Below are 17,336 nucleotides of genomic sequence, written 5' to 3'. Positions count from 1 at the left end.
ATGACCAATTGATTTTCATTGAGCGGTTTGAATTTTGCCATCGGTTCCTCTGCCTGATACAACCCCCTGGCTTTGCCCTAGATTCTCTCTCACTTTTTCGACAGTTTCAACGGTTTGCGTTACCCGCTGGTGGGCGGGACGAGGCAACACCAATTTGACGGAACCAGCCTCAAGCCACGCGAACTGCCTGAAAAACGCGGCGACTCCCACCCGTCGGATGCACGCTGCACGCTGTATTGGGCCGCTCTTGATTTCAGATGTCATTTGCCCTTAAATCCTTTATTAGATAAATGCAGATTTCCTTCCATCTTCGGGATTGACCTTGTGAATCGATAGATTCACCCTGTTCGATATATTCTCCAAAAGGCGCATCTTTGTAACCACGACGCTCGTACAGACGACGAGCTGATTCATTGGTTTCTGCTACGCTCAGACCAATATGGGCATAACCATGATCGACAGCCAGTTGTTCGGCGAAATCTAATAATTGGCTGCAGATGCCCTGTGAACGAAGCTCTGCAATCACAAATACATCTTCAATGTCTGGGCAAGCAAATTCTAAGTGGTTCGCGACGGGTTCGTCCTGTGAGCCATGCCATTTGAGAAGGGCATGACCTACGGGTTGTCCTTCATAAGAAGCGACGAGATAGACCACTTCACCTTTTTGCTGGTGCGCATAACGCTCTGTGTGTTTTGACACGCCGCCTTGAAGGAAACGCTTTTCAAGCACAGGTATATCAGTTTCAAGAACTGGTCTAAGATCTACAACTACTTTAGACATACTTGTCAAATCCAAAATTGTCATCGGCGGCCCAACACCCTATATCCATATATCCACATTATACGCCCGTCAGCTAATGAAGCTGTAATTTTGCCCTCGCCCGCGCACGAGGTGAGGGCTTTCTTACTTTCTGTATAGCCCCAATAAAGTCAGGTCATCATATTGATCCTGCTCCGAGATATGGTCATGTAGTGACGACATGATGCCCCTTAAGATGGCTTCGGGCCTGTCTATGTTTTTATTGATCTCTGCAATTAAGCACTCTTCTGAAAACGACTGGTTGTTCATATCACGCGCGTCAGTAACCCCGTCTGTATATGCAAAAAGGAAATCACCAGCCTTTAGCTCTATCTCGCCGATCTCAAAGGTCAGGTCTTCCATCAAACCTACAGCAGGGCCAGTCGGCTCGAGGCGCTTTAAGATGCTGCCATTGGAAACAATAATTGGAGGCTCGTGGCCGGCGTTGATGTAAAGTAATTTACCATCCTGCGGATTAAGAACGCCAAAGAACATGGTTGCAAACATATTGGAACTGCCATGGTTGCGGACGATATACTGATTCGTCATTTGAATGGCATTCATCAGTGGCTGGGCGCCCACGGCCAGCACTCTCTGCCTGCGAAAAATCACGCTATCGGTCAGCTCGGCCGGTTTATCATCCATTGTTGCGAGATTCGTAGATACATTTATATTTGCAAAGGCCCGTATCAATGTCCTGAAAATCGCCATGTACATGGCCGCCCCGATCCCCTTATCACATACATCCGCAACTACGAAGCCCAAGCGTTTTCCGCTTGAGACCGGGAATACATCATAGAAGTCACCGGCAACTTCACGCGCCGAGTGAAAGCGCACATCAAGCTGCCAGCCTTCAACTTGTGAAATATTGTCTGGTAAAAAGCTATGCTGGATCTTCCGCCCAATTGCCAATTCATTTTCAGCAGCTTGTTTGGCAGCAAGCAATTCCATCTCATCCTTAATGCGTTCTGTCACATCGAAGAGGATGCCTCGAAAGCCGATAATTTCCCCAGCCGGGGTCAACATAGGGCCAATCACGCCCTCTGCAGTACGGTAGCCACCGCTCTTGTGTTGGACAAAATTAAAAAGAACACGTCGCAGTTCCCTGGTTTTGTATATGATATTAAATGTGCTATACAGATCGGCCACCTGACGCGGATCGACCATGTGCCTGTAATGCCTGCCGATGAATTCCTCAAGCGATAGCTGAGCTTTATCAAGAAAAGCCTGATTGGCATTTATTAAAACACCCTTGAAGTCCACTTCAAAATAAGCGCAATCAAGGCTATTAAGAATTCCAAACGAAGAGGTCGATGGTTGCATGTGTTTCTAGTCTTCCATTAAAAGCCGTCGAATATAAGGAATTTGCTCTTCGGCTGCCTTTTCGCCCTGTTCGATAATATAAGGTAATTGATGGTGGTCAAAGCCGCCAATCTGGCGTTCGAAGACGGGCAGAACTGGAATGATCTCGGCATGGGAGGCGGCGTTATAAAAAGCAAAACTGGATTTCAATATATTGTTCATGTACAAGGCGTTCAAGTGTGCAGTCACAGCGGTATATGAGTTCATGCGCTTGCGCATGGGCAGTTCAAAACCCACGGCAACGATCACGTCACTGCCTTCCTTGATGGCCACATCAATCGGCAGAGGATTGCTGACCGCGCCATCCACCAGCAATTTGTCACCTAATTTGACGGGCGGGAAGACCAGTGGGATGGCGGAACTGGCGCGAGTCGCTTCCACAAGGCTTCCCGATGAAATAACAACCGCTTCGCCGCTGTAAAACTCAGTTGCTACTATATAAAGGGGCATGATCGTATCTGTGAATGTTTTCTCACCGAAGGCAGCCTGCAAACGCTCCAGCATCACCTTGTCGTCCACCAGCCCACTGGATTCAGTGAAGCGTGTTTCACCGCTCATGGCAGCGCGCAGATTTGAAGTGTAACCCTCCACGATGTCGTTCTTATACAGCTCAGTGGTCATCGAAAGGGCAGTATCCGTATCCATGCCTAAAGCAATTAGGCTGGCATACAAACTACCGCCACTGCACCCAACAGCCAGTGTCGGCTCAAAGCCTTCACGCCGCAACGCCTTGATCAGCCCAAGCGATGCGGCACACAAAATGCCGCCAGATCCGATCACGATCGAGAGACGTTTCTTCATTTTATATATTTAACAACTTTCGTATGTAGGGGATCTGCTGTTCTGCAGCCTTCTCGCCTTGCTCGATCACATAGGGGATCTGGTCTGTATCAAAGAGGCGGATCGGGCGTTCAAACTCTGGGAAGATGGGAATGATCTCGGAATGATGCACGGCGTTATGAAAAGCAAAATTCGATTGATAAAGATTATTTGTCATCAGCCCATTAATATGAAACGCATAACGGCTGATGGACTTCACCTTGCTTGGCAGGGGCGCTTGAAAACCCATGGCCAGGATCACATCAGCACCCTCCTTGATGGCTACATCCACAGGCATGGGGTTGGATGCGGCACCATCGATCAATGTCCGCTCACCGACTCGATAAGCCGACCAGATAAATGGAATAGCAATACTTGCGCGGATGGCATCCACGACCCTGCCTTCGGTAAGCGGGGCCTGTTCACCTGTATAAAAATCCGTGGTCATGATTGTTAGCGGAATTTTTGCATCCGCAAATGTCTTGTTCCCAAAGACCTGATTCAGGTTTGCCAGCATCTGTTTATCAGACACCATGCCAAAACTGGGACCAAACTTGAATAATTTTGGAAATATTACGCTTAACAAGGCGGGCCAGTTTTTCTGTACGGTAACTTTTTCATTCCACAGCGTTTTTGTGTACTGAACACATTCATCCAGTGAAAACCCAAGCGCCATGGTGGAGGCATAAAGACTTCCGCCGCTGCACCCAACCAACATGTCAATCGGAATGCCCTCACGGCCCAAAACTTTCCACAGACCCAAAGCGGCAGCGCATTTGACAGAGCCCGAACCAACCACCAGAGCGAGGCGCGGTTTTTTAGTCATGCCTTTTAGCCTTCAAAACTTGCGATGGCTTCATCCACGGTTGCGAATACTTTAACGATATTGTGAAAGCCAGCCATTTTTAACACCTTATCTATTCCAGGCTGAGGCGAAGCCAGGCGAAAGTCTCCGCCGGCCGCACGCGCTTCCTTAACACTGGCGAGTATGGCACGCAGGCCAGCGCTGCTCATAAATTCAACCTTACTAAAATCAGCGATGACATTGGGATGTCCATCATGAATGTGCGCATTGATCATAGTGATCAATTGGGGTGATGTTAAAGCATCTATGGTGCCGTCTATGGCGATCAGGTCAATCGCCCCTGTTGTGATAGTGATTTCCATATCTCTTCTCCTCGTTTAGTTGTTTGTCTTTAAGCCTAGCTTGATTAATATTTTTTTATAAGCCTGGTGATATTGCCAGTTTCGGAACTTTCATAGTTTATATCATCAACTGACATAAATACAAAGAATAGACCAAGCCCGCCAGATTCTCGATCATCCAGTTCCGCAGCCAGGTCCGGCGCAGGCGGCTCGGCAGGTTCAAAAGGATGACCAAAATCGGTAATGGAGACCACCACGCGATCTGACTCCACTTCCACGCCCAGGATGATTGAACCCGGGTCCATCCCTTCATAACCATGGGTAATGATGTTCGTGCAAACCTCATCTACAGCGAGTTGAATGTCGTACATGGTCTGTTCGCTGAGCCCCTCCACATTTTGGCAGGCTGTTTTGACGAGGTTGCGGAAGGTTGGTAGTGATTCAAGTTCAGCAGAAAGCGTGATTTGATGAGATTGTGTCACAATATGCTCCTGTGCGCCGCTAGTATGTTGAATTAGGGAATGTTTCCACCCCGGCCAGTTTGCCTACTTGTTTTACCATGCGCAATTTATCCCAGTTCGTATTCAATACTTCAAGAATGCCGTCATGGATCGCCCATGCGCGTCCGCGTACCGTATTCCATTGGTCCCGCTGCCGGAATGGCGAAGAGTTATTCAGCGCTGTATGTAATTGCCCGCCCACTTGAAACTCCCGGTTGATATCATCCATCAATTTATGCCCGCGCACATAGGCAAATCCGCGCTTTTCAAATACCCAGGCTGATGCGTAGGATAAGGGCTCGAGAAAATAAGCCTGATGTCCCATGGTGGCGAGAAAGGCATCCACCTGATCTAAAACAAGCCTGGAGGCCGAGAGACTATTCCTAACCTGCGCAGGAGCCAAACCTGCTTCCTTTGCACGCATTTCTTCGTTTAAATTCCGCTTCAAAGTACCAAACATGGTTGGGTTACCTTGTTCGTCTATATCCGTTCCAAAGCGGGCGGAAGCTGGGTCATTCAGCAAAAGAAGATTTAACTCGATGCCGTTCAGCATATTATCGGCAAGTTCGAGGGCAAAGAATTCATCTGATGGGGAGGGGGAAATCCTGGCGGATATAAATACTTTTTCCGTGCCTGCAACAGCATTTAAGAATACAAGCGGCACTTTTCCTGTACCCAGCCAGGTAATTGGATTGATGTTAAAGCGGGTGAGCAGGGCAGGGGGAACCAAATTACGGTATACACGCCTTTTGATATTTTCAGGAAGGTCATTGACCTGCTTGATGGTAAAAGGGATGGATGGGTCGCCTTCGAGCAGGGATAAGGTAATACTGCCAAGGTTGGGGACTACGGGTTCGACTTGTCTTTTGCGCCTGAAAAATATCTGCATGAAGCCTTCTTTCCTTTCGCTCTCGCCCATCATTGTTGTGTCATGCTTCGGTGCGCTCTTCCCTGCACCGAACGTAGGGCGGTGTGCCCTGACACTTGCGCCGTACGCCAGTGCGGTGAGCATCTCTGACACCGCGAACGCAGACTCTTCGGGAGGGTGACACGTTTCTCTTTATTTCAAGGTAGCAGCTTACATTAAGCATTAGTGTCTGTCTGCTTCCTATTTGGTCTTAAAAATAGAAGCTCTTTATATGGGGCGTCCGTAAGTCGGATTGCCAATCCGACCTACACTTATCACATTGTCTTATTGCGGGAGATAAATATCACAAGTGCCAGCGCTGATCTCGCAGCGTACTATTTCCTCACCCAGCCATAATACGCGGAATTGTGTGGAGCCCTCCCTTTCATTCCAAAACACCATGCCCGAGGCATTCTCTTTGAGAGGCTGGTAGGTACTCAAATACCCGGAAGCGCACTCTGGCGGGTTTAGGTATGGAGGGTCTTGGTCTTCATAGAGTGTGATGCCAACACATAACTTGGATGGAAGATAATCGATCCTTTTTGTTTCCCAGTGATAGCCTACGAAGATGTCCATTGGCAGGCCATCTCCATCGAGGCGTTCAAAGGAGAATGCTGAAAGTGTGCGCCGCACTTTTGAACTGTTCAGCATGTAGAAACTTGTCTCGTTCCAATATAGAGTGAAGTGATAGCCGTCAGGATATTTGATGGTGGGAACCGGGCCAATCGGCAGCGCGGTGGATGCTCCCGCTTGCACTTGTGTTGATATAGGTAATGGTTTAGGGGTGGGCGTAAATGATTCCAGAGTTGCTGTTGCAGGCACAGAGGTTAAAGTGGCCGAGAGTACGGTCAATGTTTGGGTTGGCAGAGCAGGCACAGCAGTCGAAGTGAGAGGCGGGGATGTAAATGTTTGGGCGGGCAAAAAGGTGGTCGGCAAGAATCCGTTCTTCGTGAAGTACCAGCCTCCAATCCCAAAAAAGAATAATGCCAGAATTATGTACCCAACATTTTTCCTGCGAGGCTGAGTGCCGGCTTTCACAATGGCAGGCCGATCTATATCAACTGCGTTGGCTTTCGGCGCAGCACGTTTGCTGATCTGCTCCAGGGATTTGTCGCTTCTATGGATGGTTGGCACGCCAACTGGAAGCGGCGGCAACGACATCTTTTTCGAAGCGCCTTTTGGGTTTACTGCCTCCTCAAGCGCAGACATTAATTTTGCGCCCGATTGATAACGATTCTTCGGGTCTTTATCCAGAGCTTTGAGAATGACAGTTTCAACTGCAGGGCTGATCTCCGGGTTGAAGGTGCGAGGCGATGGCGGCGGCTCAGAGATATGCTGCAATGCAATGCTGGCAGGTGACGGGTCGTTGAATGGAACCGAGCCCGTCAGGATTTCATATAGGATAATGCCAAGCGAATACAGATCAGATTGCGGAACCGCGTCAGCCGAACGGCGGGCCTGCTCGGGCGAAATGTAATGAGGTGTACCGAAAATGCTTCCCATCGAGCCATCACGTACATCCAGCGCGAGACCAAAATCTCCAAGCATCACGCGCCCATCTTTTGCGATCAAAATATTGGAAGGTTTGATATCACGGTGGATAACGCCCTGCTGATGTGCATAATCCAATGCGCCGGCAACGGCATTGCCGATGCGCAGTACATCAGTCATCGGCATTAGCTCGCCATCCTCCTCGTAAAGCGACATGACCTTGTCGAGGTCTTCTCCATCCACATACTCCATTGCGTAGTAGGAATAACCCTGTGCGTCGTCGGCGTAATAAATTTGGATGATATTTTCATGGCGCCAGTTTGCCATCATGCGCGCTTCATTGACAAAGCGGCTGGCATAAACAGGATTATTTTTATAGCGCCTGTCTATAAATTTTATAGCCACGGGGCGCTGTAGTTTAACATCCTGCCCAAAATAAACCGTAGCCATGCCACCCTGCCCAAGGAGTCGTTCGATGCGATAGTTCGCAAATTGCTGTCCGATCAATGGATCTTTCATCTATTGTTTTAGCTGCGCTTTCTGGTCTTGGATGTGGGCATGGTCATTCTATTTGCACTTGAAATACGGGAAAGATCGCGAATATAATTATTGAATCCTTCGGCATATGCATTCAAATAATCCTGGGTGATCAGGTTGGCCAGGTCTATTCTGCTAATTGAAAGCAGCACGGCCACGTGAGGGCGAAAGTCACGCAAGTGAATGCGCATGATGGCATTCGCATCCGTCATTACGCCCCAGGCAAGCTGCTTTTGGGCGTTATCGTCCTTGGCTGTCATGAAGCGGGTCAACGTGCTGGCTGGCGAAACCGCGCCAGCATTTGAAAAGACTTCACGGCCCTTGAGCAGGTTATTCAATAACTCAAATCGTTCAGGAATTTTATCCAATAGCCTCTGTAACGGGAGGGGGAGATGCGCCAGCAATTTTATCGCGCCCACGCTGGCGCTTTGGCCTTGAATGGCAATATCTTTTGCGCGTGCCAGGAGGGCGCCAAAACCAGCCAGAGAGGCCAGATATAACCTTTGCAAATGGTCAAAGCTGGCATACATGGCAGCGCGATCTTCGGTAGATGCCTCATAGGCATCCAACATCTTGAGCGTTTGTGAATGCAAGCCAAGCAGATTTAATTCCACAAGCGGCACTTCCACATTAAGCGGATAAATCCGTTCGTACGGGACCTTGAGGCTGGCATCCATCGGAATCAGAATCGCAGGGTTGGTGCGGCTCGCCTCTTCCACCAACTGACGCAGGGTGGCTGCGATCTTGGGTTTCATATCAGCTAATTGGTTGATCTCGGCCAGCAATTTGTCCGATGGCCTATAAGTAGCCGCGTGGATGGCACGATACAGAACCAGCAGATCGTTGACGGTCAACTGGATTTGATCATTCCTTTGCTTCAGTTGTTTCCGCAGGGAGAGACAAGCCTTAATATCCACACGGTCTGTCTCTGCGCCGGCTTCCGGTGAAATGTGAGGAGCCTGTTGAACAAGCTCAAGTTCTTCTGGCTGTAATTGAAGCGCAAGCGAAGTGTAGATGCACATCCCCGCTGCTGTGGGGGAGGGGAGCAGGCTGAGATAGCGCGCCCAGGAAAGCGCCTCGTTGGTCATGATCTCGGATAAGGCAGTTCCCCAGGCGCCATCAAAAAAGATATGAGACTGATCAAAGACCATGCTTTCGCCGGTATCAAATATTGTCAGGGCATGAGAGCCTATTCCGCGTTCGGTCTGACGCAGCTCAGAGAGAGGCAAGGAGCGTGACCGTGCATCCGCAGAAATAAGGATGGGCGCAAAACGCAGGTTATCCATGTTGTTGACCAGCATGGGGCCTAGCTTTGTCCGCAAGCCTGGTAAGGATGAACGTTTCACTTTCGCCAGGGAAGACAACTGCGCGGGCGACGAAGATGGAGAAGCCAGCAATGCAGCGATCTGCGCACGAGCGTTCATTACATCCAGAGGCCTATTTGAGCCTTGTTCACAGACCGGCAGGAGATAATAACTGTTCTGAAAAATAATTCCGATTTGTGCCTCTGCCAGGTTGAAGGGAACTCTCGTTTCACCATATAGCCCAGGCTCCAAATATGCGAGAATGGACATTTGGCGTTGATACGCACCGAGATCCTTTTGTGCGGCTGTTTTAAGTTTAGCTTCCCAGGCTTCGCGCATGGATGGAGTCAGACTTTGTAGTTTTTCTTTTAGAAACTGTTCCAACTTCAAACGGCGATAACTTGGGTAATCATACTTGGCTGCATCCTCTTCGCGGCGATAGGGCCGAGTCAACTCCCATTTACGATAGATTTGTTTGCTCCGTACATTTTCATGGAGCGCACCCTCCAACAGCGAGATCGAAACCCGTTCCCGCCATTCATTTTCAAGCAAGGCGTCGTACTGATGCAAACAAGTCACAGCCGCCATAAACCACGCAGTCAGGCGGTCTACCGCGCTCAGGTGAATATCATGCTGTCGCAGGAGTGTATCGAAACCATGTGTCTCATTGGTATGGCGGGCTGTATCTTCACGCAAGGCATAGCCCGCATAAAATTGCCATGCACCTTCAGGGAAGGCAGCTTCCAGGTCTTTGCCTGCCAGCTTGAGCAGGTTTTGATATCCCCAAATAATAGCGGCGGGTCCTGCAAAAAACGCACCATACATGGCCTGGTCAAGGATTTGTTCCACACCGCTGAACAGGGCGTTCACATCCTGCTGCATCTTTTGAATGGGAATACGCCGGCCAGGCAATCGGGATAGCCCACTTAGGATCATGCCTGGCACATTGCCCGCCGGCACGATCTTTGAGATCAAATCCACAACCGCTTCCACTTCGGGCAGCGAAAGGCGCGCCAACTGCTGCACAGAAATAGTCTTTGCCACCGTCCGCAGGTCTTTGGCTGTGAGTTGTGAAGCTTGCTGGTAACTGGGCTTTTTATTGGCCATATGATAGTGGGTGATTATATGTCATCATGTAGTATTTTTGTTAAATGTGGACGTGTATGTATAATGATGATATGACGATTTCTGCGTTTCAAATTACGCCGCATGAAAATATTCCAATTAAGACAAACGCCTCAACCCTGGACCTGGTAACTGCTTCGTTGCCCCAGGGCTTTTACACAACCTTTAGCACCCTCGCACATGGGACGAGAGTCCTTGATCTGCAAGCGCATTTGGATAGGTTATACATCCCCGCAAAAGAAATGAAACTGCACCCATCCGTTGATGAAAAAATATTACGAGAGCGGATCGCACAAATTGTAAAACTGAATTTACCAGGTGAATCACGGGTGCGTTTAATTTTAACCAAAGACTCTGCTGAAATTTTCGTTTGCGCGCAGAAGTTCACGCCATTACCTGAGACAGTTTATGCAAACGGCGTGCATGTGATCACCTCCGTGATTGCCAGGCATGATCCGCGCATCAAAGACACAGGCTTTATCTCTGAAAGCACAGGCCAGCGAAAGCTGTTGAGCAAAGATATATTTGAAGTTTTATTGACGAAAAGCGGAAAGATATTGGAAGGTATGACATCCAACTTTTATGCCTTCTCTTATCCCGTCGCTGTGAACAACGTAAAACTCGTCACCGCAAATCGTGGGATTCTGGCAGGCGTAACGCGCAAGGCGGTATTGAGCATTGCAAAAGGGCAGGGGATGTCGATTGAATATCGTGCTCCGCGTTTAGATGAAAAATTTGAAGAAGCCTTTCTCACATCCAGTTCGCGGGGTGTGGTGCCGATCATTTCTATTGACAACAAGCCAGTGGGGCAGGGGAGGGTGGGGGCGTGGACAAAAACTCTTTTGCGGGCGTACCAGGTATATGTCGAGCAGAGAAGCGAGAAGATCGTGAAATAGTCGGTTTCTTCCTCACCAAAGTCATCAAATTTGCCCTACCAAAGTTAGTGGCGAAATTTTGTTGGATACGTATAATATATTCAAACATTTATGTTAAAGCACTATGATGAGGAGATCAAATACCATGTACAGAAGAATTTTTATTGTTTTGATTACAACCCTTTTAATATCTTCGTGTGGTGGTTCATCTGAACCGCAGGTTATAACAGGCACAGGCGATATTACCAGTGCAGTGGAACAATATCGCGCATTATTGGGTGCAAACAATGGCGACAGCCCTGGCACGAAAGGCCCTGATGGTTATCGTGAGATCAATTGGGATGGCCTGTCGGATGAGCTCTCAGCGCCCGCTTTCTATGTCCCCGATTTTTTCAACGGCCCTGAAGCGCCTCGCGCTCGTGGAATCGTTTTGAATACGCCCGGCGAGGGAATGATGGTCAGTGCCGACAGCGATAACCCTACTGGCACATTGCCTCGCTTTGGAAATATCAATCCGCAATATGTAGATATCTTCAAGGCATTCAGCGAGGAGCGTTTGTTCTCGCCGCTTGGAAGCAATTTGGTCGTAATGACCTTCTTCGTGCCCGGCACTAATATTCCCGCAACCATCCGCGGCTTTGGCGCAGTTTACACTGACGTAGACACAACTCATACTGCGTTTGAATATTTTGATGTAGACGGTAATTCGCTGGGAAGTTTTGAAACGCCAATCGCTGATAATGGACTATCATTCCTCGGCGTTGCGTTTGATGAAGCCATCGTCTACCGCGTGGAAGTTAAATACGGTACAGGCGCACTGGGCCCCAACGATGGGGAAGGGGATGTGGATGTAGCCGTGATGGATAATTTTATTTTCGGTGAACCGCAGGCGATAAAGTAAATATGTGGATGGAAGAGGCTGTCACTTTTGAATTGACAGTCTCTTTTGTTTCAGTGGGGAGGAAGCTATTTCTTTTTCTTATCAAAGACATCCCGGTAGACTTCATCCAATATTGCTTCTCGCTGTTTCTCTTTTTCACTTTTCGACGTACTGTCGACGCTGGGGTTTAGGTTGTAAATCACATTCAAACTAGGGCGAAGTTTTTGAATCACGAATGGTTCAAGATATTTGATGTCATATCTTCCGTCTGGATTCAGTTCATCCGCGCAAAGTGCAAGACAATCATCAAGTGTCCATAATTGGATTTTCCAGTGCCAAGAAGCTGGCAATTGATCTACGACTTTTTGACCGACTTCACTTTGCCCAATCATGAATCTATGATCTCCCATGACGTGACCATTCCAGCCAAACCATCGATTCCAAATGTTTTGGTTGGATACACCGACATAAAGCACTTCATCGAGACCATTCTTCATAACATAGAGCCCACGAAAACCATCTTCATGATATTTGTATTCATAGAATTCTCTGAAAGTTATTTCGATCATCATGACCTCTTGTTGAAGATTTCATCATATGCTTGATCGGTTTCGCTACCGAAGTGAGCATAACGATTTGTCGTGGTGATACTTTCGTGGCGGGCAAGTTCCTGAGAAAGTTTTAGATCTCCCTTAGCCAGGTATGTCATTGTGACAAAATAATGGCGGAAGTCATGTATCCGAACAGAACTTCGTTCCACTCCAGCATCTTCAATGCGTGCCTTGATGGCTTTCCACATACCTCCAGCTGTAATAGGGCGGACCTTTTTGCTGGCGCGAATATCATGCCGGGCAAAAAGCGGTTGCGAGCCAAGCGGAGTGCGAGAATTCGGATCAACAACTGAACGTGCGTGTAGGTAAGCCTTCAAAGATTCGATGGAACGGTTCGAGAACCGAATTACAGCTTGTTTATCACCTTTGCCAATGATAATAGCTCGTGCTTCCATCCAATCGATGTCACTACGTTTGAGCGCGCAGGCTTCTGATATCCGTAAGCCTGTATCCACCAGAGTCAATACAAATGCACGGTCACGCAGAGATTCAAGATCGCCGCTCAATGAGGTGCAATGCTCGATAACTTTCTCCACAGCCTCGCGGTTGAAATTAACAATACGTTTGCCGGGCCTGCGGGTGTAATGTTCATCGGCTTCCTCCAACTCAGCAGGATTGCCAGCCTTGCAAAATGTGTAGAATTTTCGCACTGCCGTCCTGTAAACTCGTTGTGTGGAAGGGGACTTTGATTTGAGCGAAGTTAGGAACTTGATGTACGTCTCTGTATTCAACTCAGCGTCTTCGCCAACCACGCGCGTGAACTGCGCCAGAGCGTTTCGATATGCGAAGATAGTCTTGGGAGAACGGTCAAAGGTGTCCAGAAAGTGGTTTATTTCAGTTTTCATATCATTCCATGTACTGTAAATTATATCGAATGATAAAGAGAAAGTCAAGGGCAAAGTTTGGGAGTCGGTCAGCCCTCTCCCCTGCCAACATTTCTTCACTAGTTGAAAGTTGTAGGTTGATACTGGAAAATATAATGCAAAAAGATGAGTTGAGAATACGTCTGTATAATTCTTGCTTCTTCCGCTGCAATCTTTTCATCTCCCCTACCCCATTCCATATCCCACTCCTAGGATGTACAATAGGCGCAATGATGGTCTTTCAGCGGGAGTAATTTTCAGGAGGATGATATGCCGCCGTTTGTGAATACGAAATGTACGAATATGAAATGTCAACACACGAATCGATATGACCTTGCGGAGTTAAAGAAGAAGGGCTCCACACTGGACAAGATAATGATCTACCGCGAAAGCGCAATGGATGTAAAGACGGAGGAATTTGAAGTGACCTGCGAAACGTGCGGGCAAAGATTCAAATTCAAAGTGACTGGGGGAAACGATGGCTAGAAAAGGCAAACAAAACAAGGACGATGAAATCTTTGTAGAAGCCACTCCCCTGTCGCCAGAGGATGAGCGGCTGGATAAATTATTCGACGAGATGGAAGCCGGCTCATTGAAAACACTCGAAGATGCGGCGAGGCAAATCATCACGCTTTCCACAACATTACTTGGCGCTTTCTTTGGATTATTGGCCTTCAAGGATGTGCCAAGCTATTTGGGATTCGTCGAGGTCAAATGGATTGGCGCAGGCGCCCTGCTTGCTTTCTTTGCCGCGTTATTTTATGCCTTGCGTGCAGTATCCCCAAAACGATATGCATATTCGCGTGCGAACCTGACCGAGAAGCGGAACATTCTACAGCAAATGCTTGAGACAAAACGCAGTGCACTCAATACCGCAGCATGGGCCTTCGGCCTGGGGATCTTGCTAATGCTCTTTGCGGCGTTGGATATTTTGATTTTTAGAATTTGACGCATCCTGGTGGTGTTGAGTAGCCTTGAGCCGCTCTTGCGAAAGGCGTATCGAAACCACCACGCAATGGAGTACTTTTCATTTACTGGTGGTTTCGATACGCCCCGACGAGCACGGGGCTACTCAACCACCGAATTGGGATAAAACTCATGCTCACCCTCCACCTCACCCTCACCGACCATCAAGTCAGCGTGCGCGTTAATGGAAAAGAAAGCCACCAATTTTCCTTGTTTGATTTGAGTCAATCAGAGAAAGAATGGAAGGACTTTTTCGATAACCCGCGCATTCACGGCGAGAAGTTGTTCAACGCGTTATTCAGGGATGATTCGCCAGCTCGGGCGGAGTTCGATGGGCTCTCCAAACAATCCGAGCGGACGATCGTGCTAGTGTTGGAATCGTCAGAGTTAGACGGTGTGGCGTGGGAGTACGGGTACAACAAAGCCAAAGAAGAATATGTAGTGGAGGATTGTGCCTTCGTGCGCGCGTTGCCAGAGAAGAAAAATGAAGTGGAGCGTGTGCCGTTGTTGTTCATCCCTGCCAACCCGCTGGTGGATTTGAGCGGCGAGCCGATGCGCGCGTTGGATGTGGAAGGCGAATGGCGGGAGATGAAAAGTCTGATCGAGAAAAGCAATGCGCCGTTCGACATGATCGAGTTGAGACCCGCGACGCCCGAAGCTGTGCAAAGCGTGATGGCGAGATTCCAAAATGGGACGATCGCGCATTTCTCAGGTCACGGCGCGGCAACGAAGAATGGAGCGATCCTGTTATTCGAGCGCGAGAACGGGGCGTCGAATCCGCTGGAGGCGCGGGAGTTCGTGAGAGAGATCAAAGATAAGGCGTGGATCGGCTTCTTGAGCGCGTGCCAGTCCGCAGTCCCAGAACGAACCGAGTTTTCCAATCTGGCGCGGGAATTGGCGAAGGCGGGAGTCCCGTTTGCGTTGGGGATGCAGTTCAATCTCCCCGATCCGTTTGCGCCGAACATCAGCGGACAGTTCTACAACTATCTCGCGCACGGACACGCCGTCCCCGAGGCGGCGCGGCAGGCGCGGCGCGCGGTGAAGCGCGAGAACGAATTTTTCGTCGGCATGATCGCGCTGTACGCGGCGCACCCCGATGAAGTGGGAAAATTGGTTTGGCACAGTTCGGGCGCGCAGACCGTGAGCCTGTTCCGTCCCGCCGATGTGAGCGACCTGCCCTCCCCTGCCAGCGGATTGATCGGACGCCAGCGCGAGTTGATGCGCATTGGCACGCGCCTGCTCGAAGATAAGAAACCGCTGACGGTGACCCTGCACGGCGCAGGCGGGATCGGCAAGACCGCCCTGCTCTGGCAGGCGCTCCTGCGCTTCGCCCCGTCCTTTGAGTTGACTCTCGCCATCGGGCTGGATCCACTGCCCTCGCTGGAAAGCGTGCTGGGACGGATCGAACGCTTTTTAGGTTTGCCTTCGCCCTGCGCCAATGACACGAAGGAACGCGAAGCGCTGGTGCGGAACGCGTTGACGAGTAAGCGTACGTTGTTGGGATTGGATAACTTTGAAACGCTCAACCATGCCCTGAACGATGGCGCCACAAAAGGAACTGCAAAAAGTTTATACGCCTTCTTCAAGAGTTTGCCTGCCGAAGGCGTGACCTTGTGCGTCACCAGCCGCGAGAAGACCAACCTACCTGGCGAGCACATCGAAGAAACTTACGGCTTGGAAGACGCGATGGGCGGCGCGTTGTTTTATGAAAACGTCAGCACGCGCAAGGATGCCTTGAACGAAGCAGGCTTGGAAAGACTCAGCGCGGCAGTAGGCGGACACCCGCTTGCCCTGCGCCTGCTCGCGCCGATCTTTGAAGAGCAGGCGGGTTTAACACTGGAACAATTCATCGAAAAACTACAAACCTTCTTACCCAAAGCCAGCGACCAGTGGAGCGAACAACAACGCCATGAAAGTTTGGGCGCGTGTTTTGCTTTCTCGATGGACAATTTGCCGAAGAATGAAGATGGTAAAAGGTTACAAACTGCGTTTGCGAGGTTGAGTATTTTTACTGCATTCTTTGTAGATTTTACCGTCGCACCTGTGGTGGAAAATAAGTGACACGAGAACGAAGAAGAAAATAACGCCATGCTCATACGGGCAAATAGTACATTGCATACGCTTTGGGAACGTGGTTTATTAGAGCGGTTAGCTTTGCCATTAACAGATGAAAACCTTTATGTTTTTAGACTTCATCCAGCCCTGATTCAATTCGCCGCGACATACTTAGCGACGGAGGAGTTGCCAATTACACAAGAAATGCATTGGCGTGCAATGTGTGAACTGGCAAGTCGCGCTTCTCCTGTTACCGAACATAGGGGAATCTACTCCGATTCTTTGCTATCTGCTGTTGTCCGTTATTCTATTCCCGATATGTTAAAAGCATGTATGTATAAGGTTGACGAGGAAACTACCGATCTAATGTACAATACTGCTTTTATCCAGAAGCATTTTGGTGATTTGGATGGAGCAATGTGGTTGTATCAAAAATTGCTGGAAATATGTGAGGACTTAGGCGATCTGAAAGGGAAATCCAACACATTGTTTGCCTTGGCTGACATCTATGTGATACGCGGTGATTTGGAAGGTGCAATGCAGTTGTACCAACAGATGCTTAAACTCTCTGATGAAGTAGATATTCCAAAAGGTAGGTCGGGTGTGTTACATGAAATGGCTAACATACACAGAATACATGGCGATCTGGAAAATGCATTAAGTCTCTATCAACAATCACTTGAAATTCATAACCAATTACACAATCTGCAGGGTAAGGCAGCCACACTGAATGACATAGCAAATATCCACACTTTACGCGGCGATCTAGATGAAGCCATGAAGTACCATCAACAAGCACTAGCAACCACAAAAGAATCGGGCAATCTTTTGGATAAATCTGTTGTATTACATAATATTGCAGACAATTTTCAAAGACGCAGCAAACTAGAAGATGCCTTAAAGTTCTACCAGCAATCACTTGAAATCAAGGAAGAGGCGGGTGATATTTATGGGAAATCGTTCACATTGTCAGGTGTTAGCATGAAAGAGCGATCGACGGATTGCAATCGGGCACGTTTTTGGGTACGCTATGTTTGTTCAGTGAACGGGAACGCGTATCCGGGAACGCTGCGTAAGGGCTCAGTCGAAACGTGCA

The 17,336-nt window shown here is 48.8% G+C and carries 18 protein-coding genes; 6 read left to right on the top strand and 12 right to left on the bottom strand.

Annotation, left to right across the window (positions count from 1 at the left end):
• Nucleotides 1-15: 15 nt before the first annotated feature.
• From AC14M5_RS12980 to AC14M5_RS12935, 10 genes are all read right to left on the bottom strand, one after another.
• Nucleotides 16-264 carry a hypothetical protein gene (locus AC14M5_RS12980; protein ID WP_484030096.1) on the bottom strand — a complete coding sequence of 83 codons (249 nt, stop codon included), beginning with the start codon at nt 262-264 and terminating at the stop codon, nt 16-18.
• The gene (locus AC14M5_RS12975; protein ID WP_484030095.1) at nt 254-781 is read right to left on the bottom strand and encodes a GNAT family N-acetyltransferase; all 528 of its coding nucleotides are present in this window, start codon (nt 779-781) and stop codon (nt 254-256) included. Before AC14M5_RS12975 ends, AC14M5_RS12980 begins: the two co-directional genes overlap by 11 nt.
• A 123-nt stretch (nt 782-904) precedes the next feature.
• Complete coding sequence (locus AC14M5_RS12970) at nt 905-2,122, bottom strand: PP2C family protein-serine/threonine phosphatase (protein WP_484030094.1); 1,218 nt, start codon at nt 2,120-2,122, stop codon at nt 905-907.
• A 6-nt stretch (nt 2,123-2,128) separates the two neighbouring features.
• Nucleotides 2,129-2,962: a patatin-like phospholipase family protein gene (locus AC14M5_RS12965; protein WP_484030093.1), complete on the bottom strand. Its 834-nt coding sequence runs from the start codon at nt 2,960-2,962 to the stop codon at nt 2,129-2,131.
• A gap of 1 nt (nt 2,963) precedes the next feature.
• Entirely contained in the window at nt 2,964-3,806 is an 843-nt protein-coding gene (locus AC14M5_RS12960; protein WP_484030092.1) for a patatin-like phospholipase family protein, read from the bottom strand.
• Nucleotides 3,807-3,811: 5 nt separating this feature from the next.
• Nucleotides 3,812-4,147 carry an STAS domain-containing protein gene (locus AC14M5_RS12955; RefSeq protein ID WP_484030091.1) on the bottom strand — a complete coding sequence of 112 codons (336 nt, stop codon included), beginning with the start codon at nt 4,145-4,147 and terminating at the stop codon, nt 3,812-3,814.
• Between the two features lie 44 nt (nt 4,148-4,191).
• Nucleotides 4,192-4,608 (bottom strand): ATP-binding protein, encoded by a 417-nt coding sequence (locus tag AC14M5_RS12950; RefSeq protein ID WP_484030090.1) that lies wholly within the window; start codon nt 4,606-4,608, stop codon nt 4,192-4,194.
• Nucleotides 4,609-4,627: 19 nt separating this feature from the next.
• The gene (locus tag AC14M5_RS12945; RefSeq protein WP_484030089.1) at nt 4,628-5,638 is read right to left on the bottom strand and encodes a hypothetical protein; all 1,011 of its coding nucleotides are present in this window, start codon (nt 5,636-5,638) and stop codon (nt 4,628-4,630) included.
• 180 nt (nt 5,639-5,818) lie between these two features.
• Nucleotides 5,819-7,543, bottom strand: coding sequence for a serine/threonine protein kinase (locus AC14M5_RS12940; RefSeq protein ID WP_484030088.1), 1,725 nt, complete (start codon nt 7,541-7,543; stop codon nt 5,819-5,821).
• Nucleotides 7,544-7,551: 8 nt separating this feature from the next.
• Complete coding sequence (locus AC14M5_RS12935) at nt 7,552-9,972, bottom strand: hypothetical protein (RefSeq protein ID WP_484030087.1); 2,421 nt, start codon at nt 9,970-9,972, stop codon at nt 7,552-7,554.
• Nucleotides 9,973-10,028: 56 nt separating this feature from the next.
• Here AC14M5_RS12935 and AC14M5_RS12930 point away from each other — a divergent pair, with 56 nt between their 5' ends.
• Both AC14M5_RS12930 and AC14M5_RS12925 read left to right on the top strand, forming a co-directional pair.
• A complete protein-coding gene (locus AC14M5_RS12930; RefSeq protein WP_484030086.1) occupies nt 10,029-10,886 on the top strand; it encodes an aminotransferase class IV in 858 nt (285 codons plus the stop codon).
• 124 nt (nt 10,887-11,010) lie between these two features.
• Complete coding sequence (locus AC14M5_RS12925; protein ID WP_484030085.1) at nt 11,011-11,766, top strand: hypothetical protein; 756 nt, start codon at nt 11,011-11,013, stop codon at nt 11,764-11,766.
• A gap of 65 nt (nt 11,767-11,831) precedes the next feature.
• On the opposite strand, the gene AC14M5_RS12920 is transcribed toward AC14M5_RS12925, so the two are convergent.
• Nucleotides 11,832-12,314 carry a hypothetical protein gene (locus tag AC14M5_RS12920; RefSeq protein ID WP_484030084.1) on the bottom strand — a complete coding sequence of 161 codons (483 nt, stop codon included), beginning with the start codon at nt 12,312-12,314 and terminating at the stop codon, nt 11,832-11,834.
• Nucleotides 12,314-13,201, bottom strand: a complete 888-nt coding sequence (locus AC14M5_RS12915) for a tyrosine-type recombinase/integrase (RefSeq protein ID WP_484030083.1) — start codon at nt 13,199-13,201, stop codon at nt 12,314-12,316. Before AC14M5_RS12915 ends, AC14M5_RS12920 begins: the two co-directional genes overlap by 1 nt.
• Nucleotides 13,202-13,489: 288 nt before the next feature.
• Between AC14M5_RS12915 and AC14M5_RS12910 the strand changes: the two genes are divergently transcribed.
• The 4 genes from AC14M5_RS12910 to AC14M5_RS12895 all read left to right on the top strand — a co-directional run.
• Nucleotides 13,490-13,705, top strand: coding sequence for a hypothetical protein (locus tag AC14M5_RS12910; RefSeq protein WP_484030082.1), 216 nt, complete (start codon nt 13,490-13,492; stop codon nt 13,703-13,705).
• On the top strand, nt 13,698-14,168 hold the full coding sequence (locus tag AC14M5_RS12905; protein ID WP_484030081.1) for a hypothetical protein: 471 nt from the start codon (nt 13,698-13,700) through the stop codon (nt 14,166-14,168). Before AC14M5_RS12910 ends, AC14M5_RS12905 begins: the two co-directional genes overlap by 8 nt.
• Nucleotides 14,169-14,317: 149 nt before the next feature.
• Nucleotides 14,318-16,246, top strand: coding sequence for a CHAT domain-containing protein (locus tag AC14M5_RS12900; protein WP_484030080.1), 1,929 nt, complete (start codon nt 14,318-14,320; stop codon nt 16,244-16,246).
• A 27-nt stretch (nt 16,247-16,273) separates the two neighbouring features.
• The coding region (locus AC14M5_RS12895; RefSeq protein ID WP_484030079.1) for a tetratricopeptide repeat protein at nt 16,274-17,336 on the top strand (1,063 nt) is incomplete at its 3' end.

This window comes from Candidatus Villigracilis sp., assembly GCF_057083605.1.
Note: the sequence above shows the minus strand (reverse complement) of the source record. Positions and strands in the feature narration are given on the sequence as shown.